Annotated in this window: 28 protein-coding genes; 16 read left to right on the top strand and 12 right to left on the bottom strand. The window is 70.0% G+C overall.

Going from position 1 to position 24660, the window contains the following annotated elements; translation table 11 throughout:
- Positions 1-207 precede the first annotated feature (207 nt).
- Positions 208-1338, top strand: a complete 1131-nt coding sequence (locus QTI68_RS26965) for a YihY/virulence factor BrkB family protein (RefSeq protein ID WP_286526064.1) — start codon at positions 208-210, stop codon at positions 1336-1338.
- A 14-nt stretch (positions 1339-1352) separates the two neighbouring features.
- Here the strand turns inward: QTI68_RS26965 and QTI68_RS26960 are convergent, their stop codons facing one another.
- Positions 1353-1556 (bottom strand): hypothetical protein, encoded by a 204-nt coding sequence (locus tag QTI68_RS26960; RefSeq protein WP_286526062.1) that lies wholly within the window; start codon positions 1554-1556, stop codon positions 1353-1355.
- 509 nt (positions 1557-2065) lie between these two features.
- Between QTI68_RS26960 and QTI68_RS26955 the strand changes: the two genes are divergently transcribed.
- Entirely contained in the window at positions 2066-2413 is a 348-nt protein-coding gene (locus QTI68_RS26955; RefSeq protein ID WP_286526060.1) for a type II toxin-antitoxin system prevent-host-death family antitoxin, read from the top strand.
- A complete protein-coding gene (locus QTI68_RS26950) occupies positions 2413-3066 on the top strand; it encodes an ATPase (protein WP_286526059.1) in 654 nt (217 codons plus the stop codon). The genes QTI68_RS26955 and QTI68_RS26950 overlap by 1 nt, the downstream gene beginning before the upstream one ends.
- Positions 3067-3072: 6 nt before the next feature.
- On the opposite strand, the gene QTI68_RS26945 is transcribed toward QTI68_RS26950, so the two are convergent.
- A complete protein-coding gene (locus QTI68_RS26945) occupies positions 3073-4485 on the bottom strand; it encodes a carotenoid oxygenase family protein (RefSeq protein WP_286526057.1) in 1413 nt (470 codons plus the stop codon).
- 116 nt (positions 4486-4601) lie between these two features.
- Here QTI68_RS26945 and QTI68_RS26940 point away from each other — a divergent pair, with 116 nt between their 5' ends.
- The 3 genes from QTI68_RS26940 to QTI68_RS26930 all read left to right on the top strand — a co-directional run bounded on the left by QTI68_RS26940 (position 4602) and on the right by QTI68_RS26930 (position 8564).
- Positions 4602-5252, top strand: coding sequence for a TetR/AcrR family transcriptional regulator (locus QTI68_RS26940; RefSeq protein ID WP_286526056.1), 651 nt, complete (start codon positions 4602-4604; stop codon positions 5250-5252).
- 76 nt (positions 5253-5328) lie between these two features.
- Complete coding sequence (locus QTI68_RS26935; protein ID WP_286526054.1) at positions 5329-7140, top strand: FAD-dependent oxidoreductase; 1812 nt, start codon at positions 5329-5331, stop codon at positions 7138-7140.
- The gene (locus QTI68_RS26930) at positions 7140-8564 is read left to right on the top strand and encodes a cytochrome P450 (RefSeq protein ID WP_286526052.1); all 1425 of its coding nucleotides are present in this window, start codon (positions 7140-7142) and stop codon (positions 8562-8564) included. The genes QTI68_RS26935 and QTI68_RS26930 overlap by 1 nt, the downstream gene beginning before the upstream one ends.
- Positions 8565-8568: 4 nt before the next feature.
- On the opposite strand, the gene QTI68_RS26925 is transcribed toward QTI68_RS26930, so the two are convergent.
- Positions 8569-8925 (bottom strand): hypothetical protein, encoded by a 357-nt coding sequence (locus QTI68_RS26925; protein ID WP_286526048.1) that lies wholly within the window; start codon positions 8923-8925, stop codon positions 8569-8571.
- Between the two features lie 102 nt (positions 8926-9027).
- Positions 9028-9816, bottom strand: a complete 789-nt coding sequence (locus QTI68_RS26920) for an META domain-containing protein (RefSeq protein ID WP_286526046.1) — start codon at positions 9814-9816, stop codon at positions 9028-9030.
- Positions 9817-9934: 118 nt separating this feature from the next.
- Here QTI68_RS26920 and QTI68_RS26915 point away from each other — a divergent pair, with 118 nt between their 5' ends.
- The 4 genes from QTI68_RS26915 to QTI68_RS26900 all read left to right on the top strand — a co-directional run bounded on the left by QTI68_RS26915 (position 9935) and on the right by QTI68_RS26900 (position 11856).
- On the top strand, positions 9935-10765 hold the full coding sequence (locus tag QTI68_RS26915; RefSeq protein ID WP_286526044.1) for a class I SAM-dependent methyltransferase: 831 nt from the start codon (positions 9935-9937) through the stop codon (positions 10763-10765).
- 106 nt (positions 10766-10871) lie between these two features.
- Positions 10872-11255 (top strand): hypothetical protein, encoded by a 384-nt coding sequence (locus tag QTI68_RS26910; protein WP_286526043.1) that lies wholly within the window; start codon positions 10872-10874, stop codon positions 11253-11255.
- An 11-nt stretch (positions 11256-11266) separates the two neighbouring features.
- A complete protein-coding gene (locus QTI68_RS26905) occupies positions 11267-11503 on the top strand; it encodes a YMGG-like glycine zipper-containing protein (RefSeq protein WP_286526041.1) in 237 nt (78 codons plus the stop codon).
- Positions 11500-11856: an SH3 domain-containing protein gene (locus tag QTI68_RS26900; RefSeq protein ID WP_286526039.1), complete on the top strand. Its 357-nt coding sequence runs from the start codon at positions 11500-11502 to the stop codon at positions 11854-11856. The genes QTI68_RS26905 and QTI68_RS26900 overlap by 4 nt, the downstream gene beginning before the upstream one ends.
- On the opposite strand, the gene QTI68_RS26895 is transcribed toward QTI68_RS26900, so the two are convergent.
- The 3 genes from QTI68_RS26895 to QTI68_RS26885 form a co-directional block, all read right to left on the bottom strand.
- Complete coding sequence (locus QTI68_RS26895) at positions 11853-12332, bottom strand: hypothetical protein (protein ID WP_286526036.1); 480 nt, start codon at positions 12330-12332, stop codon at positions 11853-11855. The genes QTI68_RS26900 and QTI68_RS26895 overlap by 4 nt on opposite strands.
- Before the next feature lie 246 nt (positions 12333-12578).
- Positions 12579-13073: an H-NS family nucleoid-associated regulatory protein gene (locus tag QTI68_RS26890; RefSeq protein WP_286526035.1), complete on the bottom strand. Its 495-nt coding sequence runs from the start codon at positions 13071-13073 to the stop codon at positions 12579-12581.
- A gap of 69 nt (positions 13074-13142) precedes the next feature.
- Positions 13143-13670 carry a PadR family transcriptional regulator gene (locus tag QTI68_RS26885; RefSeq protein ID WP_286526033.1) on the bottom strand — a complete coding sequence of 176 codons (528 nt, stop codon included), beginning with the start codon at positions 13668-13670 and terminating at the stop codon, positions 13143-13145.
- 86 nt (positions 13671-13756) lie between these two features.
- On the opposite strand from QTI68_RS26885, the gene QTI68_RS26880 reads away from it, so the two are divergent.
- The 3 genes from QTI68_RS26880 (at position 13757) to QTI68_RS26870 (ending at position 16816) form a co-directional block, all read left to right on the top strand.
- Positions 13757-15778 carry an NADPH-dependent 2,4-dienoyl-CoA reductase gene (locus QTI68_RS26880; protein WP_286526031.1) on the top strand — a complete coding sequence of 674 codons (2022 nt, stop codon included), beginning with the start codon at positions 13757-13759 and terminating at the stop codon, positions 15776-15778.
- A 34-nt stretch (positions 15779-15812) separates the two neighbouring features.
- Positions 15813-16253, top strand: a complete 441-nt coding sequence (locus QTI68_RS26875; protein WP_286526028.1) for a nuclear transport factor 2 family protein — start codon at positions 15813-15815, stop codon at positions 16251-16253.
- Positions 16254-16315: 62 nt separating this feature from the next.
- Positions 16316-16816 (top strand): SET domain-containing protein, encoded by a 501-nt coding sequence (locus QTI68_RS26870; RefSeq protein ID WP_286526025.1) that lies wholly within the window; start codon positions 16316-16318, stop codon positions 16814-16816.
- A gap of 3 nt (positions 16817-16819) precedes the next feature.
- On the opposite strand, the gene QTI68_RS26865 is transcribed toward QTI68_RS26870, so the two are convergent.
- Genes QTI68_RS26865 through QTI68_RS26855 form a run of 3 tightly spaced genes read right to left on the bottom strand, consistent with a single transcriptional unit; the run spans position 16820 to position 19178 of the window.
- The gene (locus QTI68_RS26865; RefSeq protein WP_286526022.1) at positions 16820-17458 is read right to left on the bottom strand and encodes an ABC transporter ATP-binding protein; all 639 of its coding nucleotides are present in this window, start codon (positions 17456-17458) and stop codon (positions 16820-16822) included.
- Positions 17455-18579: a 3-deoxy-7-phosphoheptulonate synthase gene (locus QTI68_RS26860; protein ID WP_286526020.1), complete on the bottom strand. Its 1125-nt coding sequence runs from the start codon at positions 18577-18579 to the stop codon at positions 17455-17457. Before QTI68_RS26860 ends, QTI68_RS26865 begins: the two co-directional genes overlap by 4 nt.
- Positions 18580-18635: 56 nt before the next feature.
- Positions 18636-19178 (bottom strand): RrF2 family transcriptional regulator, encoded by a 543-nt coding sequence (locus QTI68_RS26855; RefSeq protein ID WP_503011742.1) that lies wholly within the window; start codon positions 19176-19178, stop codon positions 18636-18638.
- A gap of 53 nt (positions 19179-19231) precedes the next feature.
- Between QTI68_RS26855 and QTI68_RS26850 the strand changes: the two genes are divergently transcribed.
- The 3 genes from QTI68_RS26850 (at position 19232) to QTI68_RS26840 (ending at position 21131) form a co-directional block, all read left to right on the top strand.
- Positions 19232-20407, top strand: coding sequence for an NnrS family protein (locus tag QTI68_RS26850; RefSeq protein WP_286526017.1), 1176 nt, complete (start codon positions 19232-19234; stop codon positions 20405-20407).
- Positions 20400-20783, top strand: a complete 384-nt coding sequence (locus QTI68_RS26845) for a group III truncated hemoglobin (protein ID WP_286526015.1) — start codon at positions 20400-20402, stop codon at positions 20781-20783. The genes QTI68_RS26850 and QTI68_RS26845 overlap by 8 nt, the downstream gene beginning before the upstream one ends.
- A gap of 87 nt (positions 20784-20870) precedes the next feature.
- The gene (locus tag QTI68_RS26840; protein WP_286526013.1) at positions 20871-21131 is read left to right on the top strand and encodes a hypothetical protein; all 261 of its coding nucleotides are present in this window, start codon (positions 20871-20873) and stop codon (positions 21129-21131) included.
- Here the strand turns inward: QTI68_RS26840 and QTI68_RS26835 are convergent.
- The gene (locus tag QTI68_RS26835) at positions 21103-21348 is read right to left on the bottom strand and encodes a hypothetical protein (protein ID WP_286526011.1); all 246 of its coding nucleotides are present in this window, start codon (positions 21346-21348) and stop codon (positions 21103-21105) included. The two genes, QTI68_RS26840 and QTI68_RS26835, sit on opposite strands and share 29 nt — an antisense overlap.
- Before the next feature lie 107 nt (positions 21349-21455).
- Complete coding sequence (locus QTI68_RS26830; RefSeq protein ID WP_286526008.1) at positions 21456-24659, bottom strand: bifunctional cytochrome P450/NADPH--P450 reductase; 3204 nt, start codon at positions 24657-24659, stop codon at positions 21456-21458.
- Position 24660 lies beyond the last annotated feature (1 nt).

The following is a 24660-nucleotide window of genomic DNA, read 5'->3' as shown; positions in this document are numbered from 1 at the left end:
CGAGCACGAAGGCGAGCCGGTCTTGCCGAGTGCTCGGCGGCCTCGCGGGCCAGGGCAGCGGGGAAGATGCGCGGGTGATTCCGCAGCAGTACGCACTACGCGACGCCCCTCACGGGAAGGCCGCCTACCCCAAGTCGCAGCATTGCCGACCTCAGAACGGCTTCGGTTCGCCTGACAGTGCGTCATCGAACTCCAGCGGGCCGCGTCATGAATTGGAAACAACTGTTCGCGCTTTGCCGCAAGGCCGTGGGCGCCTGGGCCGATGACTATGCGCCGAGCATGGGCGCCGCGATCTCCTACTACACGATCTTCTCGCTGGCCCCCCTGCTGGTGATCGTCATCGCCATCGCAGGCGCCCTGTTCGGGCGCGACGCTGCCCAGGCGCAGATCGTGGCCCAGGTCGCGGGGCTGGTCGGCCAGGAGGGCGCGACGGCCGTGGAAGCACTCCTGCGCAGCGTCGCGGATCCCGAGCGAGGCCGGGTCGCCGGCATCATCAGCGCGATCGTCCTGCTGGTCGGCGCCACCACCGTCTTCGCGGAACTCCAGAGCGCGCTGGACCGCATCTGGCACGTTCCGGAAAAAGACAAGCCCTCGGGCGTCTGGTCGGTGCTGCGCGCCCGCCTGCTGTCGTTCGGCCTCATCCTGGGGCTGGCCTTCCTGCTGATGGTCTCGTTGATGGTGAGCGCCGGCCTGGCTGCCTTCGATGGATGGTTCGGCGGCCTGCTGCCGGGCTGGGAGGCCGTGCTGCAGGTTCTCAACGAGGCGATCTCCGTCGTGATCATCGCCATCCTCTTCGCCATGATCTTCAAGCTCATGCCCACCGCGCCCATTGCCTGGCGCGATGTGTGGATCGGGGCCGCGGTGACCGCGATCCTGTTCGAGCTCGGCAAGTTCGCGATCGGGATGTATCTCGGCAAGAGCGGCGTCCGGGAATCCTTCGCCGCGGCCGGTTCGCTGGTGGTGCTGGTGGCCTGGGTCTACTACGCGGCCCAGATCTTTCTCCTGGGTGCCGAGTTCACGAAGGTCTACGCCGACTCGCACGGATCGCTGGCCGGTGTCAAGGCGCAGCAGGCCACCGAAATGGCGGCCGAAGTGGCCGAAGCCGGGACGTCGATCGTGGAGAACCGCGCATTGGCCTCGACCGGGCCGCTGGAAGCGGAGGCCACGGCCTTGGCCCTGGAAAGAGCGCAACGATTGCGCCAGCGGGCGACAGCCGCCTTCGCGCGGCAGGTCATCGTGCTCGCGATTCTCTTCATCGCCAACGCCGCCGCGAAGCGCTCCATCCAGCGACAACGCAGGCGGCTCGCCGCCAGCAGGAAAAATCTTCGGGCGGATTGACCGGTGGATTCGCCTCAGGCCTGGCGCTTTTCGATCCAATGCGTGGCCGGGCCATGCAGGCGATTGCCAAGCTCCACGGCCCGGACGAGCCTTTCCCTGTTGGCGCGGTTGTCGGGGATCCACAAGTGATCGCATCCCCCTTCAGGCTCGCAGCCCTGGAACACTTCTTCTGAGCGGCGAAGCCTGATCTCGGTGAGTGCTCGCAACGTCGTCTTCACTGCAAAAACTCCTCAAATAAGGTGCGCATCAACTCGCCATGCGCGTGGCGCCGACATGGGCGACATCCAGAAGGCTCGCAATGGGCGCCGTGACGCACTGTCCACTCACGGTGCACCGGTGACTGTAGGACCTCGGCCTGGGCTCGTGTCGGATGCGGTTCAGCGGCCAGTACGATGGCCGCAGATCCGGATTTCTCGCGTATTCGACGCCTCGTGCCTTAAGCGCACCTGAACGCCGAATCGACCCGTCGATGCTCTGCAAGCCCGCTCCGACGCGGAGCGCCTCTCGCCGCCTACCCGCAGGTGGCGTAGCACGAGCAAGAAACGGGCCTTGCTAAACCGGAACGATCATGCCCAAGGGTGACAAGTCATCCTACACGGACAAGCAAAAAAGCAGCAAGCCGAGCACATCGAGAAAAGCCACGAACACCGCGGTGTCGGCGGCAAGGCTGCCAGCATTCACAATTTGTCTATTTTTGCCATAATGGCCACTCCACCCGGAGTCGCCCATGATCACCGCCTTGCCCGCCCTCCACGACCTGCCGCGCCAGAACGCCTCGCAGGTCAAGAACAAGTGGGGCGACGTCGTGCGCCAGGTTCGCCAGAGCGGCAGCGTGGCCATCACCAACCATGCCGCGGTCGAGATGGTGCTGCTCGACGCCGCCACCTACCAGCAGCTGACCGAAGACCTGCAGACGCTCGGTGCCCGCGAGCAGACGCTGCTCGCGGAGCTGTCGGCCCGCTTCGACAGCCGCCTGGCCGTGCTGCAGCAGCCTGAGGCCGCCCAGCAGGTGGGCGATCTGTTCGCGGCCCGTGGCCGGTTGGCCCGGCGTCCGAAGGCCGGCGCCTCGTTCTGATGGCCGCGGCCGGCGCGGCGCGGCCCTTCGTGCTGGTGCTGGCCGGCGTCAATGGCGCCGGCAAGAGTTCGGTCGGCGGCGCCCTGCTCGCCGAGCACGGCCTGGCCTGGTACAACCCCGACAGCTACGCGCGCGAACTGGTCGGCCAGCTCGGCCTCGAGGTCGAGGATGCCAACGGCCGCGCCTGGGAATACGGCCGCGCCCAGCTCGCCGCCGCGATCGCCGGCCGCCGCAACCACGCCTTCGAGACCACGCTCGGCGCCAGCACCATCCCCGGACTGCTCGCGCAGGCCGCGCGCACCCACGACGTGGTCATGATCTTCTGCGGCCTCGCCACGGCCGAGATGCACCTGCGGCGCGTCCAGGCCCGGGTGGCCGCCGGCGGCCACGACATCCCGGCCGCCAAGATCCGCGAGCGCTGGACCCGGTCGCGCATGAACCTGCTCCGCCTGATGCCGCTGCTGGCCCGCCTGCAGGTCTTCGACAACAGCGCCGAAGCCGCGCCGGGCGAGGCGATTCCCGACCCGGTGCTGTTGCTCGAGATGGCCGGTGGCCGGCTGGTGTTCCCCGCCGCCGACGATGCGGCCGCGCTGGCGGCGACGCCCGACTGGGCGCGGCCGATCCTGCAGGCGGCGATCGAGCAGCAGGGCTGAGCGCCCTCAGCGCGGGAAGTCGGCCCCGAACCAGTTGCCGTGGAAGCCGTCCGGCACCCGGTGCGGCAGCGACGCGATGCACAGCGGCCCGGCCGCCACGCGGCGGGCATCGAACACCACCAGGTCGCTGGTGTGGGTCGCTCCGCGCCAGACGGTGGCCAGGATCCAGCCATCGCCCTCTTCCGCATCCGCGCCGCGAGGCACGAACACCGGCTCGGACATGCGGTCGGGCGGTTCGAAGGTGTAGACGTCGGGGTGCGGCGCCGCATGGTCGACGTGGACCAGCCGCGCCTGCATGCGCAGCAGGCCATCGGCGCCCGGCGCATGCCCGGCGAACCAGCCGTGGCGATAGGGCAGGCCGGCACGGCGTTCGTCGATGCGCGGGAACTCGCCCGGGATGTCTTCCAGCACCGTCTGGCTGAATTCACGGCTGGCCTTCGCCAGGTCGAACTGCCAGCGCACCAGCCGCGCCGGCTCGCGCGCATCGCCGGCCGGCGAGCCGTCGGGCCGCGGGAACAGCGGCGGCCGGGCGAACTGCATGACGTCGGCGAACACCCGGCCGTCGGCCTCCCAGGCGTTCATGACGTGGAACACGTAGCAGGCCGGGCCGCGCCACCAGACGATGTCGGCCGTGCTGCCGCCGCGCGGCATCAGGCCGACGCGGGTGCCGTACTCCGGCTCCCAGGCGAAAGGCGGGCCGCCGGACTGCGCCCGCTCGCGGCTGGCGGTCAAGGGCATGATGGGGAACAGCACATGGCCGGCGCTGACCGCGAAGTCGTGCACCATGCTGGCGTATGGCGCCTCGAACTCCTCGCGCCGGATCACCTCGCCCGTGCGCGAGATCACGCCGAAGCTCATGCCGCTGGAGAGCGACTCGGGCGTGCCATAGCCGAAGAACAGCAGCTCGCCGGTGTGCGGATCGGTCTTGGGATGCGCCGTGACCCGGTGCTTCAGCCCGCCCGCGAAATCGTCGGAGCCCAGGGTCTCGAGCGTGGCGAGGTCGACCGCCATCGGCAGGTGCGCCTCTTCGAGCGCCAGCATGCGTCCGGCATGGCCGATCACGTTGGTGTTGGCCGCGCCGTCGTCGGCGATCGGTGCCTCGTCATCAGGCAGCTCGATCTTCAGGCCGACGGTCGGGTTGCGGCCGGTGCGCCGCGCCAGCGCCCACTGGCCGGTGCGCACCCAGCGGTTGCGGTAGCCGACCCTGCCGTCGTCGATGTGGAAAGCATGCAGCATGCCGTCGCCCGAGAACCAATGGGCGCGCGGATCCGGCACCACGGGATTGGGCCCGTTGCGTACCAGCGTGCCGCGCAGGCCCGCCGGCAAGACGCCCCGCAGCGGCAGCGACGCCAGCTCGGTCTCGAAGTCGATCGGCATCATGTTGGGAGGCGGGCCGCGGCGGGGGGTGGCTTCGTCCATCGGGATCTCCTGGCGCTGGGATTATCTTTCCAATGGAAATATGCATGTGCAAATGCGTACTGTCAATGTATTTTTCCAGTGTTAAGATTTTTCCCGACATCCGCTGCGCAGTTTCCATGGCCACCGCCTCCACCACCGCTGTTCCAGAATCCAGGCCCTACCACCACGGCGGACTGCCGCTGACCCTGCTGGCGGCGGCCGAAACGGTACTGTTGCGCGACGGCATCGCCGGGCTGGGCCTGCGGGCCATCGCGCGCGAGGCGGGGGTGTCGCACACCGCACCCAGGCACCACTTCGGCGACACCTCGGGCTTGCTGAGCGATCTGGCGGCGGTCGGCTACCAGCGCCTGCGCGACGCGATGCTGGCGGCCATGGACGGCGTCGCCGACCGGCGCGAGCGCCGCCACGCCATCGCCCATGCCTATGTGCACTTCGCGCACGACAACCCCGCGCTGTTCGGCCTGATGTTCCGCAACGAGATCATCGACATGCGCCGGCCGTCGCTGTCGCAGGCCGCGAAAGCCGCGATGCAGGTGATGGCACCGACCATCGGCGAGGCGCCCTCCGCCGGCGCGGACGCGCTCTCGGCGTCGGACGCGATGCGGGTGACCGCGGCCTGGGCCTATGTGCATGGCCTCGCGACGCTGCTCATCGACCAGCGGCTGCACGGGGTGCTCAAAGCCGCCCCTGATTTCCGCGACCCGCTGGCGCTGGTCGACGCTGTGCTCGAGAACGTGGCTCTGGCCGCGGAACCGGCGGCCCGCTGAAGGCAAGACGTCGCACCCCGTGTTCGGCATACTTCAGCCCGCTCGACCCATGCAGTCCTCGACCAAGGCATTCCCCATGCGCAGAAGACGTCTGGTGCAACTCGCCGCCGCGACCCCTTTCGCCACCCCGTGGGGTCTGCTGGCGCCAGCACGCGCGGCCGCCGCGGCCGGCCGGGTGCGACCGGGCGACACCGACTGGCCGAGCGACGCGCAATGGCAGCGCTTCGGCGAACGCTTGGGCGGCGACGCACTGGTCAAGGTGCAGTCGCCGTTCACGCCCTGCCTCGAGGCACCCGCCGGACCCGCCTGCACGCAGTTCTTCAAGGCGGTGCGCAACCCCTACTTCCTCGGCGACGAGATCGGCCTGACGCAGACCCTCGGCTGGGTCGGCGCCTGGACCTCCAGCCCGAGCGTCCATGCGGTGGCCGCGCGCAGCACCGCCGACGTCGCCGCCGCGATCGACTTCGCGCGCGACCACCGGCTGCGGCTGGTGATCAAGGGCGGCGGCCACAGCTTCCAAGGCACCTCCAGCGCGCCCGATTCCCTGCTGGTCTGGACCCGCCGGATGAACCAGGTCCTGCTCCATGACGCCTTCGTCGGCAAGGGCTGCGAAGGCCGGGCGGCGCCGGTGCGGGCCGTCTCGGTCGGCGCCGGCGCGGTCTGGGCCCATGTCTACGACGCGGTCACCAGCCGCGGCGGCGGCTACGTTCAGGGCGGCGGCTGCATGACGGTCGGCGTCGCCGGGCTGGTGCAGAGCGGGGGCTTCGGGAGCTTCTCGAAGGCCTACGGCCTGGCCTCGGGCAGCCTGCTGGAGGCCGAGGTGGTCACCGCCGACGGCCAGGTGCGGATCGCCAACGCCTGCAGCGAGCCGGAGCTGTTCTGGGGCCTCAAGGGCGGCGGTGGCGGCAGCCTCGGCGTGGTCACCCGCCTGACCTTGAAGGTGCATGCGCTCCCCGAATCCTTCGGTGCGGTCAACCTCACGATCAAGGCTTCATCGGCGCCGGCCTTTCGCCGCCTGGTCGGCCTGATCGTCGACTTCTATGCCGCCGCCCTGCACAACCCGCACTGGGGCGAACAGATCCGCCTGCGGCCCGACAACACGCTGCGCGTCGCGATGGTGTTCCAGGGCCTGTCTCGCGCCGAGGCCCAGGCCGTCTGGAAGCCCTTTCTCGATGCCGTCGACGCCGCGCCCGAGGCCTTCGAAACCGAGTACTCGCCGCTCAGGATCGTCTCGACCTCGGCGCGCGATTTCTGGTCCCCGACGCTGTTCAAGCGCATGTTCGGCTTCATCAGCACCGACGACCGGCCCGGCGCGCCGGCCGGCAATGTGTTCTGGCCGGGCGACCAGCGCCAGGCCGGCCAGGTGCTGCACGGGTACCAGTCGGCCTGGCTGCCGGCGGCGCTGCTGCAGCCGGAGCGCCGCGAAGCCCTGTGCGACGCGCTGTTCGCCGCCAGCCGGCACTGGGGGGTGTCGCTGCACGTCAACAAGGGGCTGGCCGGCGCACCGGCCGAGGCCCTCGCCGCCGCCCGCGACACCGCGATGAACCCCGCCGTGCTCGACGCCTTCGCGCTCGCGATCGGCGGCGCCGACGGGCCGCCGGCCTTTCCCGGCGTCGCGGGGCACGAGCCCGACGCCGCGCTGGCACAACGCCAGGCGGCGGCGATCGGCCGGGCTTTCGACGAACTGCGCCGGCTGGTCCCGCAACCCGGCTCCTACCTGTCGGAGAGCAACTACTTCGAGCCCGACTGGCAGCGTTCCTTCTGGGGCGGCAACTATCCGCGGCTGCTCGCGGCCAAGGAACGCTACGACCCCGACGGCCTCTTCTTCGTCCACCACGGCGTCGGCAGCGAGCGCTGGAGCGCCGACGGATTCACAAGGAAAGCATGATGGAAACCACGGCCCTGCGCCACATCGACGACCTGCCGGGACCCCGCGGCGCCCCGCTGATAGGCAACCTGCTGCAGATCGACACCTCGCGCATGCACCAGCAGCTGGAGCAGTGGTGCCGCGAATTCGGCCCCTTCTTCAAGCTTCGGATGGGGCGCCGCAGGCTGCTCATCGTCGGCGACCACGAGGCGGTGGCCACCACGCTGCGCGACCGCCCCGACGGCTTCAAGCGCACCACCCGCTTCGAGGCCGTGGCCAGCGAGATGGGGCTCAAGCCCGGGGTCTTCGGCGCCAACGGCGAAGACTGGCGGCGGCAGCGGCGCATGGTGATGGCCAGCTTCGATCCGGCGCACGTGCGGCACTATTTCCCATCGTTGCAGAAGGTCGCCGAGCGGCTGGTCGGCCGATGGCAGGCGGCCGCCCGACGCGGCGACGCGATCGACCTCCAGCCCGACCTGATGCGCTACACCGTCGACACGATCGCCGGGCTCGCGTTCGGCGCCGAGGTCAACACGCTGGAGTCCGACGGCGACGTGATCCAGCAGCACCTCGACAAGATCTTCCCGGCCCTCGTGCGCCGCATGCTGGCGCCGCTGCCGACCTGGCGTCTGTGGCCCAGCCGGGCCGACCGCGAACTCAAGCACGGCGTGGAGGCGGTCAACGAGGCGGTGGCGCAGTTCATCGCCGACGCGCGCGGCCGGATGGCGGCCGACCCGGCGCTGCGCACTCACCCGACCAACCTGCTCGAAGCGATGATCGCGGCCGCCGACCAGCCCGGCAGCGGCATCAACGACCTGCAGGTGGCGGGCAACGTGTTCACGATGCTGCTGGCCGGCGAGGACACGACCGCCAACACCATCGCCTGGATGATCGACCTGCTGTGGCGCCATCCGGCCGCGCTGCAGCGCGCCACCGACGAGGTGCGCGGCCTGCTCGGCGACACGGGCTGCCCGAGCTTCGACCAGCTGGCGCAGCTCGACTACGTCGAGGCCTGCGCGCACGAGACGATGCGCCTCAAGCCAGTGGCGCCGATCCTCGCCTTGCAGGCGGAGCGCGACACCCGGGTCGGCGACGTGCAGGTGCCGACCGGCACGGTGGTGATCAACCTGATGCGCGTCGACAGCGTCAGCGACGCCCACCTGTCGAGCGCTTCGACCTTCGAGCCGGAGCGCTGGCTCGCCGAGGGGCCGGCCGCCGCCGTGGCCGGCAATGCGAAGCGCATCTCGATGCCCTTCGGCGCCGGACCCCGCATGTGCCCGGGCCGCTACCTGGCACTGCTCGAAATGAAGATGGCGATGGCGCAACTGCTGAACTGCTTCGACATCACCAGTGTCGAGACGCCCGACGGCCAGCCGGCGCGCGAGCATCTCGCCTTCACGATGACCCCGGTGGGTCTTCGCATGCGGTTGCGCGCGCGCGGCTGAGTACTCAGGGCTTCTGGCGTTCCGGCGCGTCGGCGTTGCCGCCGCGCGAGAACTTGCCTTCCTTGTTGGCCGCCGCATTCGCGGCGCGGCGCTTGGCGGTCGCGGCCTGGCGCTCGGCGCGCGGCTGCGAGGGCGCGGTCAGGGGATTGGCCTGGGCCTCGCCCATCTGCGGGCCGCGCGCGGCCTGGCCACCGCTCGCCCGGCGGTCGGTGCGTGCTTCGGAGCGCTCCGCCGGAGTCGTCTTCGCCACCGGCGGCGCCTTGCCTTGAGCGGGGTCGGCTTCGCCGCTGCCCTGCGCCATTGCCGCGCCGGCGATCAGTTGGATCAAAGCTGCACCGACCAGGGGAACGATTTTTCTCATGCAAACCTTCAATGATGTTGAGGACCGCCCGCGAAAGTGCAGGCCACTGCATGGTGCCAAGTCCCCCGGGTGATGTCCACCCAGGCCCAGGGGGTGTTCACCCTAGTCGCCCTCGCGGCTCCCGATCAGGGTCCGCTCGCCGTCCGGCCGGTGCATGTCGAGGAAGGCGCCGCTGAAGGCCCAGGTCGTGGTCGACCTGAGTGCCGCGATGAACTCGCGCTCCTGCTGCATCACGCCCTCCGCGGGGCAGGTCCGGCGCGTGGTGGCGACCGCCCCGACGGTGACCTGGTCGCCGTTGACGCTGTACCTGGCGCGCAGGCTGTTGCAACCGCCGAAGCCCTTGACGACGCCATCGCCGAAGGCCAGCGTCAGCGTGGTGCCGGCCAGCGGGCTCACGACCGCCTGCCGCCCGTTGTTGAAGCCGGTGATGTTCGAGCGCAGCCCGACCAGCGCCGGCGCCGGTTCGGCCTTGAAGGCCAGCACGGCATCTCCGTGATCCGAGTGCAGGCTCAGCCGGTCATCGGTGCGCACCGGCCGGAACGCGCCGGCCAGCGCCCGGTGCACGGCCGTCTCCAGCGCCATCGACGCCGGATCGCAGGCCATCATGGAGCCGGCCAGCGGTCCGATCACGAGGCGGCCCTGCTTGAAGGCATAGCTGCCGAAGTAACGGTTGCAGCCCGAGAAGCCATCGACGCGGCCGTCCTTGAAGCGGGCCGTGACCGAGCCCGGACCGCTCGGCAGCGCCGCGGCATCGATGCCGCGCAGGTCGGTGAGGCGCCAGGTCGGACCCTCGATGGTCGGGGGCGCGGCGCCCAGCGGCTGCGCCCCGCAGGTCACGCCCGCGGCGAGCACCGCCGTCGAGATCAGAGCACGGGTGAATGGCTTCGTCATTTCGCTTTTCCCTGACATTCGAGGTATCGGACCGGCATCTTAGTCAGGCCGTGCAGCGACGTCTCGACTCCCCTCGATAGGGGACGACGATCTCACCCCGAGACGCCCCAATGATGTCATGCAGGAGACTTCGCAGCGACGGCGCAAGGTGCGCGAACTGGCGGCCACGGACGTGGCCAGGCTTTGGGAAGACAACGCCGACGCATGGGCTCGACAGGCCCGGCTCGGCGTCGACGTCTTCCGCGACCTCCTCAACACGCCCGCCTTTCTCGCGCTGCTGCCGCCGATCGCCGGCCTGCGCGGCCTGGACGTCGGTTGCGGCGAAGGCGCCAACACGCGGCAACTCGCCGGGCTCGGCGCGAAGATGTCGGCCGTCGACATCGCACCCACCTTCGTGCGCTACGCGCAGGCCAGCGAAGCCTGCGACCCGCTCGGCATCGACTACGCCATCGGCGACGCGATGCAGCTGCCGTTCGACGATGGCGCCTTCGAGTTCGCAACCGCCTTCATGTCCCTGATGGACATGCCGGACCCGGGACGCGCACTGCGGGAGATTCGCCGCGTGCTGCGGCCCGGTGGCTTCGTGCAGTTCTCCATCCTGCATCCGTGCTTCGTGCCGCCGCGCCGCAGGGTGCTGCGCAACCGCAAGGGCAAGGCGCGCGCGATCGAGATCGGCGACTACTTCGAATCGACCGAGGGCCGCGTGGACTGCTGGTGGTTCTCGACACTGACGGGCAAGGAACGCCACGAGGTCGCGCCCTTTCGCACGCCGATCTTCCACCGCACGCTGAGTCAGTGGTTCGACCTTCTCGGCGCGGCAGGCCTGGTCGTCGAGAAGCTGGGCGAGCCCACGGCCGGCACGGACCCGCATGCGAGCCATCCCGTGATCGAAGACACCCGCGTGGCGCCGATGTCGCTGCACGTGCGTGCCCGGCGCGCCGGCGACTGATCGCCTCGGCGAGCCTTCTTCGATGTGTTTGACAGGCGTCGAAACCCCAGCGCAATATCGACGCCGACCCGCATCCAACGTCCGACGTCCATTTGAGGAGAACGCCATGACACTGAAACTTCGGCTGCGTGCGACGCTGGCCGCCACCTGCATGTCACTGGCGATGGCGGCCTTGCCCGCCCGCGCCGCCGATCTGCCGCTGGTCACCGGCGAGCAATGGACCGCCTCGAGCGAGGCCGTCAAGAAAGCCTACCTGGTCGGCATCGCCAACCTGGTCCAGGTCCAGACCGCGTACTTCGCCGCCAATCCGCCGACCGATGCGCAGAACTTCGTGCCGCGCCTCGCCAAGGGCATGCAGGGCCAGACGCTCGACAGCGTGCGCGAAGGCCTCGACCGCTGGTACGCGGCCAACCCGACCAAGCTGAAGCGGCCGGTGCTCGACACCCTCTGGTTCGAGATGGCCCTGCCCGGCCTGCAGAAGAACAAGTAACGGAGAGCGACATGAAACGACTTCACTGGATGGCGATCGTCGCGGCGATCGCACTGATGGCAGGCTGCACCGACATGACGCCGCAGCAACAGGGAACCATGAGCGGGGCGGCGATCGGCGCGGCGGGCGGCGCCGGCATCGCGGCCATCTCGGGCGGCGACGCCTGGACCGGCGCCGCCATCGGCGGCCTCGCCGGCGGCGTGGCCGGCAACATCAGGGGCGGCAGGCAGCAACAGATGGGCTGGTGAGGCCGGTGGCGGCGCCGCAGGCCAAGCGCTTCGTGCTGGCGGCACTGCTGTCGTTGCCGCTGTCGGCGCTCGCGCTGAGCACATCGACCACGCGCGCAGTCAACATGCGCACCGGGCCCGATCGCTTCTTCGAAGTCATGACGGTCCTGCCCGCACGCACCTCGGTCCGGGTGACGGGCTGCATCGCCAGCTGGCGCTGGTGCCAGGTGGTCACGCGGCGTCACCGGGGCTGGGTGGATTCCCGCTATCTGCAGGATCCGGTTCGCGGACGGGTCCCGGTCGTCGACGACCGGGGATCGTCGCGGCCGCCGCCGGCACGGCCGAGAGACACGCCGGTGCGGCCCGCCGGCTAGCGCTCGACGCGCGGCTTCAGGGTCGTGAAGTCGAGGAACGCCGTCTGCTCGAAAGACTCGTCCGGCTGGGGTGCCGGCTCCGGCTTGGCGAAATCCATGAAATCGGTCGGCTCGAAGCTGATGTCGCGGCGGGGCGCAACGGGCGCCCGCGCGTGCCGCTCCTTGGCACTCTCGCGCAGCCGGGCGAGGTCGGCGCGCACCTCCTCGAGCGAACGCATGGTCTTGGCCGGCGACTGGGCTTCGGCCGCCTTGGCCACGATCGGGCTCGCCGCCACTGCGGGCACCGGGGCGGAAGCGATGGGCATCACGACCGCCTGCACGTCGACCGGCTTCGGCGCCTCGCGCACCACCGGCATCAACGCATCGGACGCGATCGGCATCGGCCGGGAGGCCACCGTCCTCGGCGGCGTCGGCATCGGCGTCTCGGGCCGCAGCCGGGGTGCGGCCGACGCCACCACGCGCGGCGCCGAACGCACCGTCCGGCGCCGGCCGAACAGGAGGCGAAGGCGACTGCGGAGTCGATGCAATGTTCCGAGGAAGGGCGTAGCTTTCATGGGCGGGGCGAGCGGGATTGAAGCGATTGTGAAACGACCTCAATGAAGCCGAAAGGGTTACAACTCGCTGTATACCGTGATTTGCGCACAAATGCACGGAACCGTTCAGGACTCTGTCGCCTTTCGCGCGACAAGTGCCATCTCCCGCCTCCCCGGAACGCCGTCCGGTCAGCCAGCCAGTTCGCTCAGGGTCTTGCCTTGGGCCAGCGCTTCCTTGAGCCATCGGGGCTGCGGACCCCGGCCGGTCCACGAATGGCCGGCATCGTCACGGTAGACCACGCTCGACGGGCGGCGCTGCGCGCGCGCCGCCTTCCTGGCAGGTGGCGCGGCTTTCGCGGGCGCGCCCGAGACCCGGAAGTCTTCGAGGGAGCGGCCGGCCGCCAGTGCCTCGCGCAACCAGCGGGGACGGGGGCCGCGTCCCGACCACTCGCCGCCGGCACCGTCGCTGTAGCGGGACCCCGTCGCAGTCGACTTCCTGGTGCCCCGCGCCGCCTTGGGACTCGCACCCGAGCCGCCGAAGCCCAATTGCTGCGCAGTCAATCCGTAGTGGGAGATCGCGACCTTGATCCGATCGATCACGCCGGCGACTTCCTTGTCGCGCAGACTGTCGGCCTGGCGCTGAAGCAAAGCGATCTTCTTTTGAATCTGAGCGTATGTCGTCATAGGCACTGCTTGCGTGTGAGTGAGGAAGGAGCCATAGCTTAGTCCCTGTGCCGTGCGGGCCGTTTCCGCCTACCTGCCGAGCACCTTCAAGGCGTTCTGCGACCACTCGACCCACATGCTCTCCAGCATGATTCCGGCCTGCAGCACCAGGTGCTGCACCTGCCTCTGGCGCGAGTCCGCGGTGTCGGCGAAATCACGCGCTTCGATCTCGCGATAGACCGAGAGATTGCGCCGATGGATCGCCAGCCGCCGGACGATCTCCTTGTCGAGTCCGGTCGCCCCCAGTGCGGCGTCGGCGCGCAGGCGGACCATCAAGGTGTCGCGCAAGGGCGTGGGGTCTTCGATCTCGAGCACCCAGCGCTTCAGTTCCTTGCGCCCGGCGGGAAGGATCTTGTAGGCGCGCTTGCGGCCCCTGCCCTGCTCGGCTGGCAAAGACTGCACCCAGCCGGACTCTTCGAGCCGCGCGAGTTCGCGGTAGATCTGCTGGTGCGTGGCCTGCCAGAAATAGGCAATGGACCGGTCGAAGCGGCCCGCGAGTTCGGAGCCGGAACCGGGCCGCTCGACCAGCGCGGTCAACAAGGCGTGGGGCAATGACATCGAGCGCGATTGTAAGTGCAACCAGTTGCATGAACGAGCGAACTCGGGCATATTTATGCAACCCGTTGCATAGACATGAGACCCCGATGAACCACTACCCCCACCTGATGAAGCCGATGGAGCTGGGCTTCACCTCGCTCAAGAACCGCGTGCTGATGGGCTCGATGCACGTCGGCCTCGAAGAAGCCCCGCAGGGCTTCGAGCGCATGGCGGCCTTCTATGCCGAGCGCGCGCGCGGCGAAGTCGGCCTGATCGTCACTGGCGGCATCTCGCCCAACGAGCGCGGCCGCCCGATGAAGCACGGCGCGGTGCTCGCCACCGAGCAGGAGGCCGATCGCCACCGCCTCATCACGCAGGCGGTGCATGCCGAAGGCGGCCGGATCGCGATGCAGATCCTGCACTTCGGCCGCTATTCGTACCAGTCATCGCTGGTTGCGCCGAGTGCGCTGCAGGCGCCCATCAACCCCTTCGTGCCGCATCCCCTGAGCAGCGAGGAGGTCGAGCAGACGATCGAGGACTTCGTGCAGTGCGCCGCACTCGCGCGGCACGCGGGCTACGACGGCGTCGAGATCATGGGCTCCGAGGGCTACCTGATCAACGAGTTCATCGCAGCCCGCACCAACCACCGCGACGACGAATGGGGCGGCGACTACGCCCGGCGGATGCGCTTCCCGGTGGAAATCGTGCGCCGGGTGCGCGAACGGGTCGGCGAGCGCTTCATCATCGTCTACCGGCTCTCGATGCTCGACCTGGTCGAGGGCGGCTCGACGCTCGCCGAAGTCATCGAACTGGCCCAGGCGATCGAGCGGGCCGGCGCCACCATCATCAACACCGGCATCGGCTGGCACGAGGCGCGCATCCCGACGATCGCCACCAAGGTGCCGCGCGGCGCCTACGCCTGGGTCACCCAGCGGCTGATGGGCAGGGTCGGCATCCCGCTGGTGGCGACGAACCGCATCAACACGCCCGAGGTCGCGGAGCGACTGCTGGCCGAGGGCTGCTGCGACATGGTCTCGATGGCCCGGCCGCTGCTCGCCGATGCCTTCTTCGTGCGCAAGGCGCGCGAGGGCCGCGGCGACGAGATCAACACCTGCATCGGCTGCAACCAGGCCTGCCTCGACCATACCTTCGCGGGCAAGATCACCTCGTGCCTGGTCAACCCGCGGGCCTGCCACGAGACCGAGCTGCGGATCGATGCGGCGCCCCAGCCCAGGCGCATCGCCGTCGTCGGCGCCGGGCCGGCCGGCCTGAGTTTCGCGGTGACCGCCGCCGAGCGGGGCCACGCGGTGACGCTGTTCGAATCCGCGGGCGAGATCGGCGGCCAGTTCAACATCGCCAGGAAGGTGCCCGGCAAGGAGGAATTCAACGAGACGCTGCGCTATTTCCGGCGCCAGATCGAACTGCGCGGGGTGCAATTGCGCTTGAACACCCGGGTCGGGGCCGAGGCGCTGAAGAACGGCGGCTTCGACGACATCGTGCTGGCCACCGGCATCGTGCCGCGGCTGCCGGCGATCGAGGGCATCGACCATCCGAAGGTGCTCGGCTACCTCGACGTGCTGCGCGACGGCAGGGAAGTGGGCGACAGCGTGGCGGTGGTCGGCGCCGGCGGCATCGGCTTCGACGTCAGCGAGTTCCTGCTGCACGAAGGCGAGAGCCCGAGCATGGCGCCCGAGAAGTTCTACGCCGAGTGGGGCGTCGACACCGCCTACGCCGAGCCCGGCGGCCTTCGCGCCCCGCGGATGGCGCAGGCACCGCGCAAGGTCGCTCTGCTGCAGCGCAAGGAGAGCAAGGTCGGCGACCAGCTCGGCAAGACCACCGGCTGGATCCACCGGACCTCGCTCAAGGCCAGGCGCGTGTCGATGACGCCCGGCGTCGGCTACCGGCGCATCGACGATGCCGGCCTGCACATCACGGTCGACGGCCAGGACCGCCTGATCGCCGCCGACCACGTGGTGATCTGCGCCGGGCAGGAGCCGCAGCGCGAGCTCTACCAGGAACTGCAGGCGCAAGGCTTGCGCGTGCACCTGATCGGCGGCGCCGACGTGGCCACCGAACTCGACGCCAAGCGCGCCATCGACCAGGGCACGCGGCTGGCCGCACGCATCTGACCCGTTTCACGAACCTCAGGACAGGAGACTCTCGATGACCTCGAACCTCACCCGGCTGAAGCCGGCCGTCGCCACCTCCCTCGCCACCTGGCACGACATGATCGCCCGCCGCGACCTGAGCCAGCTGGCGACCATCGTGCATCCCGATGCATCGTTCCGCTCGCCGATGGCGTTCAACGCGTATGCGCCGGCAGAGGCCGTGCTGCTGGTGCTCGGCACCGTCATCGACGTGTTCGAGGACTTCGCCTACCACCGCGAACTGGCCAGCGACGACGGCCTGAACGTGGTGCTGGAGTTCAGCGCCCGCGTCGGCGACAAGAAGCTCAAGGGCATCGATCTGGTCCGTTTCGACGAAGACGGAAAGATCGTCGAGTTCGAGGTCATGGTGCGGCCGCTGAGCGGCCTGCAGGCGCTCGGGCAGGCCATGGGCGAGCGGCTCGGCGCCAGGCTGCCGGCGTTCAAGAGCCCGGGCTGAGCGGGTACGATGCGGGCCCGCAGCGCTCCCTGCGCTCCGCACACGCCCTCCGACCCGCCCCCATGACCGCCGCCAGAAAACCCGCTTCCTCCACGCCTTGCCTGCGGGTGTCGCCCAGCGGCGTCCACGGCCTCGGCGCCTTCGCGACCCGGGACCTGCCCGCCCAGGCACTGCTGGGCCTCTACGAGGGCCGCCGCTACACCGCCGAACAGGTCGCCGCCCGCAAGTGGAACGACCAGCTCACCTATCTGTTCATGCTCTCCAACGAGGAGATCATCGATGGCGGCAAGGGCGGCAACGCCACCCGCCACCTGAACCATTCGTGCAATCCGAACTGCGAGGCGGTGGAGGAATACGACGAGGCGGGCCGGCTCGAGCTCAGGTTCCAGACCCTGGTGCCGGTGGAGGCCGGCGACGAGCTCTTCATCGACTACGGCCTCACGGCCGACGACGGCTCATCGCCTTCGGACTATCCGTGCCACTGCGGTGCCGAGAACTGCCGCGGCACGATGCTGGACCTGGCGCCCGAAGCCGAGCCGCATCCCGGCCTGGTGGCGCGATAGCGTTCAGCGCAACGGCAGCGCGAGGGTCGCGGCCAACGGCAGCGCATCGATGCGTTCGCCGCTCGCAACCACGACGGCCCGGCCCTGCGACACCTCGGCCAGGGTGCGCCAGAGGCAGCGGATCGAGGCCGCATCGAGACCGCCGGTCGGCTCGTCGAGCAGCAGCAGCGGCCGGCTCGACGCCAGCGCGGCCGCCAGCCAGACCTTGCGCTTCGAGCCGGTCGACAGCATGAACATCGACTTCTCGATGTGCGGCGCGAGCGCGAACCCGTCGACCACCCGCTGCCAGAGTGCCGCGTCGAAGCCGGCATCGCCCTCGCGCAGCGCGGCCGTGCACGCAAACACCGTCAACGGATCGAAGGCGTCGGTCGCAGGATCGACGAAGAAGACGCTGCGGCGATAAAGCTCGGGGTCTTGGTCCAGGCGGACGCCGTTCAGACTCAATTGACCGCGCGCGGCCAGGGTCCCGCCCAGCACCCGCAGCAAGGTGGACTTGCCGCTGCCGGTGTCGCCGTGCAGCAGCGTCACGCCGGCGCCGATCGACATCGTCCAACCGGTGGCGAGCGCCGGCTGGCCCGGATAGGCGAAGCCGAGATCGCGGATGTCGAGCACCGGTCGATCGCCGGCCTGCTCGCGCGTCACGCTTTCGACAGGCGCCGCCGCGCCTTGACCGCGGTCGCCAGCCCCTCGAGCACCGGCACCGTCTGCGCGAAGCCGATGCAGGCATCGGTGATCGAGACGCCGTGCTTGAGCGCAACGCCCGGCTTCAGGTCCTGCCGGCCTTCTTCGAGATGGCTCTCGATCATCACGCCGGTGATGCGGCGCTCGCCGGCCGCGATCTGCGCCGCCACGTCACCGGCGACCACGATCTGCCGCTGGTGCTGCTTGCTGCTGTTGCCATGCGAGACGTCGATCATGACCTGAGGCCGGAGTCCGTTCGCCAGCAGCGCCTCGCAGCTGGCCGCCACGTCGGCGGCCGAATAGTTGGGGGCCTTGCCGCCGCGCAGGATCACGTGGCAGTCGTCGTTGCCGCGGGTCTCGAAGATCGCCGCCATGCCCATCTTGGTCATGCCCATGAAGGCATGCGGCGCGCGGGCCGCGAGGATGGCGTCGGCCGCGACCTTGACGCTGCCGTCGGTGCCGTTCTTGAAGCCGACCGGGCAGCTCAGGCCCGAGGCCAGCTGGCGATGGCTCTGGCTCTCGGTGGTGCGCGCGCCGATGGCGCCCCAGGCGATCAGGTCGGCAATGAACTGCGGGCTCAGCAAGTCGAGGAACTCGGTGCCGGTCGGCAGACCCAGGGTGGTGAGTTCGAGCAGCAGGCGCCGGGCGCGCTCGAGGCCCTCGTTGATCGCGAAGCTGCCGTCCAGGTGCGGGTCGTTGATGTAGCCCTTCCAGCCCACGGTGGTGCGCGGCTTCTCGAAATAGGCGCGCATCACGATCAGCAGGTCGTCCTGCAGCGAATCGGCCACCACCTTGAGGCGCTGTGCGTACTCGATCGCCTGGTCGTGGTCATGGATCGAGCAGGGACCGACCACGACCACCAGCCGGTCGTCGCGGCCGTGCAGCACGTCGGCGATCGCGGCCCGGCTGCCCTCGACCAGCGCCAGCGTGTTGTCGCGCACCGGCACGCGCTCCTGCAACAGCGCGGGGGTCATGAGCGGGCGCACCGCGCCGATGCGCACGTCGTCGATCCGGGTGGTATCGAGGGTGCTGTCGCGGGAGCCGATTTCGGCATCGTGGAGGGGATCGTCGAGACGGGACATGGTCGTGGCTGTGAGAGTCGAACGGAGTTTCCCCGATTGTCCTCCGGACCGCGCCTTCAGCCGGCGCGCTTGCCCCGTGGCCGGGCGGCGGGTTCGCTCAGCAGCGCCTGGGCGACGCCCGGCACGACCTCGATGCTGGGAGGCCGCACCGGCGCGTGCCAGGTGACCGCCTGCCACAGCGGCAGCACCATCAGCGCCGGGCTGGCGTTCGCCAGGTCGGCCAGGCTGTAGCGGTCGAGTTCGTCGAGGAAGGCCTGCATCGCGCGCGCCAGCACCGCGGCCAGCTCGCAGCCGCCGGTCAGCACGCAGCGGTTGTCGTCGCCGAAGCACTCGACCAGCGCGAAATCGCTCTCGAGGTGGCGCACGATGGTGCCGATCCTGAGCTTCGAAGGATGTGCCGCCAGCCGCATCCCACCGTTGCGCCCGCGCACGGTCTCGACCCAACCCGACTTGCCCAGCAGATGAGTGACTTTCATCAGGTGCGCGTTCGAGATGTCGAAGGCCTTCGACAGATCGGCGATCGTGACCAGCGAATCGGTGCGGGTCGCCAGCACCAGCAGCACGCGCAGGGAGTAGTCGGTGAAGAGCGTCAGTCGCATAAGCTGCATTTTATCTATTGCTTTCGTGTCGCGTCGGCTTTAAGATACATTTCATGTATATGTTAAAGGCACCCCCACCGACGGGCCTGCCGCTGCTGCGGCTGGCCTTCCGCCCCTTCTACCTCGGCGCGGCGGTCGCCGGCGTGGCCTGGATGGCGCTGTGGGCGGCACTGCTGAGCGGCCATGCCGTACTGCCGAACGGGCTGCCGCCGATCTACTGGCATGCGCACGAGATGCTGTTCGGCTTCGTCGCCGCCGTGATCGTCGGTTTCCTGCTGACCGCGGGCAAGGTCTGGACCGGTCTGCAGACCCCGCGCGGTGCGCCGCTGGCGGCCCTCTGGCTGCTCTGGCTGGCGGGGCGCATCGCATCGGTGGCGGCGCCGGCGCCGGTCTTCGCGGCGATCGACACCCTGTTCCTGGTCGCCGCCGCGCTGGTCTTCGCCGCCCTGATCCTGCGCGCGCGGAACACGCGCAACCTCAAGGTGGTGGTGGTGCTGGCGCTGCTGGCGGCCGCCAATGCGGCTTTTCACCTGGGGTCCATCGGCGTGTCCTGGGCCGATCCGATGCGCGCGCTGCATGCCGGCCTGGCGCTGGTCGCGATCCTGGTCTCGATCGTCGCCGGCCGCGTGATACCGGCCTTCACCCAGAGCGTCACCCCGGGCCTCCGGATCACCGAGCCGCGCTGGCTGACGCCCGCGGCCGTCGGCTGCACGGCGCTCGGCCTCGGCCTGTGGGTCGCGGGAACCTTCGCCGCGCTCGGTGCCGCCACGCTGGCCGTCGCCGCCGTCCTGCAGGCGCTGCGGCTCGGCCGCTGGTCGCCGGCGGCGAGCCGGCGGCGGCCGATCCTGTGGGTGCTGCATGCCTCCTATGCGTGGCTGCCGGCCGGCCTGGCGCTGCTGGCTGCCGCCGAGGCCGGCTGGATCGGCAGCGCCGCCGGCGTGCACGCGCTGGCGGTCGGCTGCATCGGCGGCCTGGTCATCGGCATGATGACCCGGACGGCCCGCGGCCACACCGGCCGGGACCTGACGGCCTCGCGCAACGAGATCGCGGCCTATGCGCTGGTGATGGCGGCGGCGCTGGTGCGGGTGGCCGCCCCCGGGCTGCCGCCGCAGTGGCAAGGCACGGCGCTGTTCGTCGCGGCGGGTGCGTGGACCCTGGCGTTCGCGCTCTTCCTCGCCCAGTTCTCGCCGTGGCTCGCCAGCCCGCGGGCGGACGGCCGCGATGGCTGACCGGCAGCCGCCCGCGCCCGGCATCGACCGCGCCCGCCTCCAGGCGTTGGTCCACGCCTTCTATGCCGACCTGCGCCGGGACGAGGAGATCGGCCCGCTGTTCGAGCGCGCAATCGGCGGCGCCTGGCAGGCCCACCTCGACCGCATGGTGGAGTTCTGGGCCACGATGGTGCTCGGCAGCCGCTCGTTCTCGGGCGACGTCTTCGGCCGCCACATGGCGATCGACGACCTGTCGCCCGCCATGTTCGAGCGCTGGCGGGCGTCGTGGAAACAGCACACCGACGCCCTGTTCGAACCAGCACGCGCGGCCGAGCTGCAGGCCATCGCCGCCGGCATCGCCGGCAATCTGATGCGCGGGCTCGAGCGCCGCAAATAGGGCTTGCCGGTGTGATCTTTTTCCTTGGCGCGCCTGCGCGGCTTCGATTCAATCCCATGCCAGCACATGAGTTTGAACCCATCGCACATGAAGCCTGACCTCAGCCTCGTCATCGAAGAACCCATCGCCGGCCACTATTACTGGATGGTCGTGCGACCCGGTGGATGGCTGCGACTGGGGCCCTGCGAGGTGGTCGATGCGGGCAGCGGGCCGCTGCCGTCCTACCAGGCGGCGCAGGCGGCGGGCAACCGGGTGCTGGCCAGCTTTCAGCCGGTGGTCGAGCGGCCGACGCCGAGCGGCTTCGGCGGCGCCTGGGACATCATGACGATTCCGGGTGCGCTGACCTGAGGCGGCCTTCCGCCAGCGCCGCGTGCAGGGCATCGACCGCCTGCCGCCAGGCCTGGACCGCGGCGCGCTGTTCGGCGTCCGCATCCCGCTCTTCCTGCGGCACCCTGGCGGCATCGCGCAGGTGCCGCTCCTGCAGCGGCAGGCGGCGGGCTGGAAACGGCGGCACCGGGATGCCGGCCTTGCGAAGGATCTTTTCTTTCCGGTGAAGCGTGAGCATGGCGAGACTGAGGGTTTCTACCCCCAGTCTCGGGCCGCGCGCCGCCCGGCCGAATAGTGCATTTGCACCATTGCGCACGGCGCGCGGGCATGGTGGGTCGGAGCCGGTCAGGCGAACACGTCCGACACGTAGCGCCCATGCGCATGCTCCATCCGGTCGGCCCAGGCCGATGCGGCGGCCGCGTCGCTGCCGGTCGCCGTCTGGTAGATGTGGATGAAGGTCTGGCGCACGGCCGGCGCCATGTGCCTGCCGTCGCCGCAGACATAGAACTGCGCGCCCTGGCGGAACAGCGCGCCGATGTCGGCCCGGTCCTGCCAGACCCTGTGTTGCACGAACATCACATCGCCTTCGGGTCGGGCCGAAAAAGCGGGCCGGAGCGCGACCACCCCGGCTGCCTCCCAGGCCGCGAACTGGTCGCGGTACAGGTAGTCGACGTCCGGGTCGTCGATGCCGAAGAACAGCAGCGCCGGGCCGACCTCGCGCCCGGCGGCCTTCTGCCAGGCCCGCTCCTGCAGGAAGCCCCGGAACGGCGCCACGCCGGTGCCGGCGCAGACCATCACGATCGGCGTCCTCGGATCGGCCGGCGGATGGAAACCCGACTGTGAAGGCCGCACCGCCACCGACACCTTGTCGCCCGGCTGCAGCCCGGCCAGGTAGGTCGAGGCCACGCCCTGGAAGCGACCCTGCCCCGACAGCGCCGGCGCATCGACCACCGCGAAGGTCAAGCTGGCCTGCGTTTCATCGGCCAGCGGCGAGGAAGAGATCGAGTACTGGCGTGCCCGCAGGATCGGCAGCATGGCCAGAAAGCGCGCCAGGCCGATGTCGCAGGAGGGCGAACGCTCGAGCAGGTCGAGGACGCTCACCCGGCGGCCGAGCACGTCGCGCGCATACGCCTCCTCCTGGGCCAGGGTTTCGAGCGCCTGGCGTTCGGGCGGGCAGCGCGCGGCCTCGGCCAACTCGCCCACCTGGGCCCGGGTGGCGGGCTGGGCCAGCTCGACATAGCCGGCCAGCACTTCGGCGGCGCCGATCGGGTAGTCGCCAGGCAGCGCGGATGCGGTGCCGGCCTGTTTGCGGATCACGATCTGCGCATCCGCGGCGAGCCCGAAGCGCGCCAGCGCACGCGCCACGCCGGCCTCGGGGTTGCGGGCCAGCACGGCGAGGTAATCGCCGCTGCGGTAGCGCATGCCGGCCGGCAGCGCGATCTGCAGGTGGCGCTTCGAGCGGGCACCCGCAGCGGTGATGTCCACCAGTTCGCGGTTCTCGACGACGCTACCGGATTCAAGCTCGTTGAGCGCCAGCGCGCGCTCCCGGGCCGAGCTGACGACCTCGATCTCGAAACCCGGCGCTCCGCGCCGATCGGCCACCGCGCGACCCGTGGCCGCGCCCAGGTCGTCCCACAATCCTTGGGCCCATTCGTCGAAGGCGCCGAAGAAGTCGCCGCCCGCATCGGCCTCGCCGCGCGGCCGCAGGCGCACGGCGCCGGCGGCCGCGAACGCGGCGTCCACCCGCTTGGGCACGGCCTGGTAGGTCCGGGCCCACTGCCGGTTGCCGCAGCCCAGCACCGCGAAGCGGACACCGTCCAGCGTGCCCGGCGCGCAGCCCTCGATCCACGACAGGAATTTTTTCGCGTTGTCCGGCGCCTGGCCCTCGTAGGAGGCCGTGACCACCAGCACCGGCGTCGCGGCCGCCAGCTCGCCCGCGTACGCGTCGAGCGTCGCGACCGTGGCCGCCTGGCCCTGGCGCAGCGCCTCGGCGGCGATCCGGCGGGCGAACATCTCGCACGATCCGGTGTTGCTGCCATAGAGCACCAGCAGCTTCGGCGCATCGGCCGGCAGCGCGACCACGTCCGCCGCCTCCTTCACGAGCCGCTGGGGCACCGAGGGCACGGCGCTGCGCAATGCGAAGCCGCCGCCCCCTGGAGCGCCCCGGCTGCGGGCGCGGATCGCAAGGCCGTGCGGCTTGATGGTCAGCGTCTCGGCGATCTCCAGCTGGTAGGACGGGTCGTCCATCACGATGTCGAAGCGCTGCAGCATCATCGCGATCACGAGCTGCGCCTCCTGCATCGCGAAGGGCCGGCCGATGCAGGCGCGGGCGCCGTTGCCGAATGGCTTCCATGCATTGGGCGGCAGCTTCTCGGCGGCGTCGGGCGTGAAGCGCTCCGGCCGGAAGTCCTCGGCATCGTCGCCCCAGACCGCCGGATCGCGGTGCAGCATCGGCTGCAGCACCAGCAGCGTGTCGCGGGTCGACAGCGGATAGCGTCCGGCCAGCAGGGTGTCGGCGATCGGCTTGACGCCGAAGGCCGGCGCGGTGGGCCACAGCCGCAGCGACTCCATGAGGATCTGCTCGATGTAGCGCAGCCGGGCCAGGTGCTCGATGCGCGGCATCTGGTCGCCGAGCACCTCGTCGACGATCGCGCGCGCCTTCAGCATCGCCTCGGGGTTCTTCAGCAGCAGGTAGCAGGCGAAGGACAGCAGGCCGCTGGTGGTCTCGTGGCCGGCGATCAGGAAAGTGACCATCTGGTAGCGGATGTTCTCGTCGGAGAGCTTCTCGCCCGTGACCGGATCGACGCCGTTGAGCATGACGTTGAGCAGGTCGTTCTTGCCCGCGCCCTGGGGGTCGCTGCGGCGCTCGGCGATCAGCTGCTCGGCGACCCGCGCGAGCAGCGCCTGGTCGGCCTCGTAGCGGCGCCGGGTGCCCACCATCAGGTTCGACACCATCGCCGGCCGCCGGCCGCGCTGGCCGGCCTGGTCGAGCGCATCGACCATCGCGGCGACGAACGGATGCATCTCGTTCTGGTAGAAGCTGTTGAAGCGGTAGTCGAAGGCGCACAACGCGATCGTGTCGAGCGTCAGGCGGGTCATGTTGTCGGCGACGTCGATCACGGCCGACGCGCCGAAGCGCTCCCACTTGACGAACATCTGGTGCGCGATGTCGACCATGCGGTCGAACATCGAGCGCACGCCCAGCGGCCCGAAGGCCGGCATCAGAAGCCGGTGCGCCTTGGCCCAGTTGGGTTCGCTGTTGTAGGCCGTGAACAGGCCGTCGCCGGCGAAGGCGCGAATCTCCTGCAGCGGGCCGTGCACGCGCTTGTTGAAGCGGGTCTCGTCGCAGAGCTCGTCGACCAGCGCCTGCGAACTGACCACGTAGACGTCGCGGCCCAGCAAGGTGAGCTTGAAGATCGGCCCGTAGATGCCGGCCAGCCGCATCATGCTCTGGATCGGCGCCTTCGAATCCAGCTCGCCGAGGTTGCCGATGATCGGCTTCAGCGGCGGCTGGGGCACCTGGGGCTTGTTCGTGGGTGAAGGCTTCATG

Source organism: Variovorax sp. J31P207 (genome assembly GCF_030316965.1).
In the GTDB taxonomy this organism is placed as follows: domain Bacteria; phylum Pseudomonadota; class Gammaproteobacteria; order Burkholderiales; family Burkholderiaceae_C; genus Variovorax; species Variovorax ginsengisoli_B.
Note: the sequence above shows the minus strand (reverse complement) of the source record. Positions and strands in the feature narration are given on the sequence as shown.